The 3,755-nt window shown below is 31.6% G+C and carries 3 protein-coding genes; all 3 read left to right on the plus strand.

From position 1 onward, the window contains the following. Positions 1 to 34 precede the first annotated feature (34 nt). The 3 genes from AC3DU7_RS28225 (at position 35) to AC3DU7_RS28235 (ending at position 2,874) form a co-directional block, all read left to right on the plus strand. Positions 35 to 1,219 carry a methyltransferase domain-containing protein gene (locus AC3DU7_RS28225; RefSeq protein WP_488042576.1) on the plus strand — a complete coding sequence of 395 codons (1,185 nt, stop codon included), beginning with the start codon at positions 35 to 37 and terminating at the stop codon, positions 1,217 to 1,219. Positions 1,220 to 2,029: 810 nt separating this feature from the next. Further along, complete coding sequence (locus AC3DU7_RS28230) at positions 2,030 to 2,287, plus strand: hypothetical protein (protein ID WP_488042577.1); 258 nt, start codon at positions 2,030 to 2,032, stop codon at positions 2,285 to 2,287. Positions 2,288 to 2,412: 125 nt separating this feature from the next. Further along, positions 2,413 to 2,874, plus strand: a complete 462-nt coding sequence (locus tag AC3DU7_RS28235; protein WP_488042578.1) for a DUF2267 domain-containing protein — start codon at positions 2,413 to 2,415, stop codon at positions 2,872 to 2,874. Positions 2,875 to 3,755: the final 881 nt, after the last annotated feature.

Genomic DNA, 3,755 nt, shown 5'->3' on the forward strand with positions numbered 1-3,755 from the left:
ACTGATAACTGATAACTGATAACTGATAACTGAAATGACCGATACAACTACAAATGAACAATTGACTGCTAACTATAATATTGAAAATGCAGTTTTAACGCGTTATCAAGCAGGCGCTCAACAAGTACAGCCAGCTTTATGTTGTCCAACCGAATATGAGGAAAATTATCTAGATATTTTACCTCAAGAAATTATTCAAAAAGATTATGGTTGTGGTGACCCTACTCTTTATATTTCTCCAGGAGAAACAGTTGTAGATTTAGGTTCGGGCGCTGGAAAAAATTGCTATATTATTGCTCAAAAGGTTGGTACTGAAGGGCAAGTAATAGGAGTAGACTTTAATGATGATATGTTAGGATTAGCTCGAAAATATCAAGATGAAATCGCTACTAAGATTGGATACAGAAATACCAAATTTGTCAAAGGAAAAATTCAGGATTTAGCTCTGGATTTAGACATAGTTGAACAGTGGCTTACTGCAAATCCTATTACTTCTATTGATGCTCTAGCAGCTTTTGAATCAGAATGTAATGCGCTCCGCAAGGAACAACCTTTAATTCCAGATAATAGTGTTGATGTAGTAATCTCTAATTGTGTGTTGAATTTAGTTCGCCCCCAAGATAAAGAAAAACTATTTAGTGAAATTTATAGAGTTTTAAAGCGAGGTGGTAGAGCAATTATTTCTGATATTGTTTGTGATGAAGACCCAACTCCAGGTATTATTAATGACCCGGAATTATGGAGTGGTTGTATTGCTGGAGCATTTCGAGAAGATGTTTTTCTGAAAATGTTTGAAGATGCTGGTTTTTATGGAGTTGAAATTCTTAAACGTCAAGAAAAGCCATGGCAAGTAATAGATGGAATTGAATTTAATTCTGTGACAGTTCGTGCTTTTAAAGGAAAGGAAGGAGAATGTTTAGAAAGGAATCAAGCTGTAATTTACAAAGGTCCTTGGAAAAAGGTAGTTGATGATGATGGTCATACTTTGCACAGAGGTCAAAGAATGGCTGTTTGTGATAAAACTTTCAAAATTTATACAGATCAAAATGGTCCTTATCATCAAGATTTTTTGCCTATTGAACCTTATGCAGATATTCCATTAAGTTCAGCAAAACAATTTAATTGCCGACGCTCTAAAAATAGGCATCCGAAGGAAACTAAAGGTTTGGATTATCGAATTACAAATATTAATGATAATACTGATTGTTGTAGTTCTTAAGATGTAAGTATTTCCTGTGGAATGCTGCGCAAACAGCTATCAGCTATCAGCTATTTATGAGAGTAGATAGATTTGCTATTGAAGTGAGAAAGAAGATAATTTTTTTTCATCGCTAATTAGGGTTTGCTGAAAAAGTATTTTTGTCAGGGGAGAATCCAGAATTTCCTACGGAATACTACGCAAACAGGAGGAATGGGAATTACAGAAGAGGTAGTCAGAAGAATCTGCTCTTGATTTTATTCTCCTAGAAATTCCCAAAATGCTAACTTTTTGAGGGATTGGAGCTAAAAACAAGGTAATTTTTCAAGACCAAAAAAGCTAAAAACTTTATCTGTAAAAGCTTTGATCTTTAATCAGCAAGCCCTAATTACAGGGAAATTCTATTAATACTCTGATTTTAAATACAGTAGAAACGAGAGATTAATTTCTACTGTATTTTTTTGTATAGCAAAAGTAAAGAAGAAGAAAAAATCTGGCGTTTTCTGAGTTTTCAGCTTTTGATATTTTTTCACTTTTATTTCGACTGCTATAAAGAATCATTTAGGATTAATTTAAACTTTGTCCTTAAGGGTGGGATCTTATTTTTTTTCTTTGTACACACGTTGCATGCAACGTCCCTAGCTCAGTAAAATGCAGAAAAATTTTTGAGAAATGGTATTACTTCTTCCTTCTTCCCTCTTCCTTTTTACTTCTTCCTTCTTTTAATCAGTTATGATAAGATACCATAGCTATATTTTAGCTCTACAAACCTATTATTATACAAATTTTTAGGTTGTTTGAGCTATTACCAATTACCCCTGAATGAATAAAATGCCTAATTCAAATTTTCAACCTTTAGATAATTATTCAGCTGAGTCAGAAGAAAATAAAAACGACCAAAATGACCAGATGGAGGTCATAGAATCTTATAATCCTGAAACTAAGGTAATGCTGGAGCGGTTTATTTTAGTACTAATAGCAATTGGATTAATCGTAGGAGCAATTTTATCGGTTGGAGTAGTTTATATTCTTGATAAAACTGGATTTACAACTCCTCCCAGTCAACAACCAATAGATCTAGGAAACTAAAAAATGATTATGTATCTAGATGGCAAACATATTAGTGAGTAGATTAAAACTACCTCGATAGCTATATTTTTGTATTTACCTATGTGATAATATCTAATAATCTAATAATATTTAAGGATTTAATTATGACAGATTCTCAACAAGTCCCTGTAGATGAAAAATTTCTGCCTTTCCTTCAGAAAGTTCAAACTCAAGCAGGATTACCAGATATTTACGATGCTAGAGATATTAGTGTTATTGTATTTCGTACAATGCGGGATTTAATGACAACAGAAGCATCTAATCAAGTAGCTTCAGATTTAAGTTCCAGTAATGAAAAACCAGACCCAGATGAAATAGCAGAACTTTGGAAAGATAATAATCCACTTGTTGCTTTTCTGAGTAAAATTAGACCACCACTTATATTTGATGGTGATACTTTTATTTTCCGAGTTAATCAAGAATCAGGTGTTCCTAAAGGAATAGCACCAGAAACTGTAATTAAAGCTGTTTTTTCTGCGACAAAGGAAGAACTATCTCCAGAAAGAATTCAAGAAATAGCTAGTTTTATGCCAGATCAAGTTAAGGTTATGTGGAACGAAGCTTAGGAAATTAATATTTTTCTGCTCTTTAATATAACTAGATTTTTTAGTGCACAATTTTTGAGGAAAAGAGGAATAAATAGGGAATAGAAAATATTTTTTGGGATTGTCAATACTGCTATAGTCATCCTAGATAGAATATGAACATTAGCTATATATCAAGAGAAGTAACCCTCAATATTTAGATAACTAAAATTTGTTCAAAATCTATTTAGGACAGCTATAATATAATAATATTCTTTTGAATTTAGTATTAAACAAAATATTAAAAATCTAGATAAAACAATTACATTTTTATTTTCTATCTATCCTCACAAAACTTAGTATCACTCTCCAAAAAATTGGCGGATAAAAGCGGATAAAATCTATCAGTTTTAGGATTATGAGGGCAACCATACAAAATTCAAAAAATCTGCCGATCTTCAAAAATTAACAATTAATAATTACCTTTCTTGAAAAGAAGAAGATTTACTAAAAGAGTTTTTACCCTGTAGTCCGACAACTTGTGGCAAAGTCAAGGAGAGGTCTAAAACCTTGAATTATTCGACAAAATTACCTGCAAAACTATTCAATAATTTGCTTTTATGCCGACTCTTGAGTCCCTAACTTAAAGTATAGATACTTATAGTTCCTCGCCTATTTCTTAATTATTTCTCAGGTTAGATTCAGTTTACTTAGATTTAATGATAAATGTCTTTAATGAATAATTAAATTCAAAATTAAATGTATTGATTTTTATAAAACATCACTATTTTCATAAATTTGCCATTACTGCTATACTGCTATATCTAAGTTGAGGAATAACTACTGGTTATTTCCTTAACTCTAATTCAACTATAGCAATCCTATTTTATTCGTGTCAAAAATCTTACTGCTTTTTAGGGAAC

The sequence above is a fragment of the Okeania sp. genome (assembly GCF_983059655.1).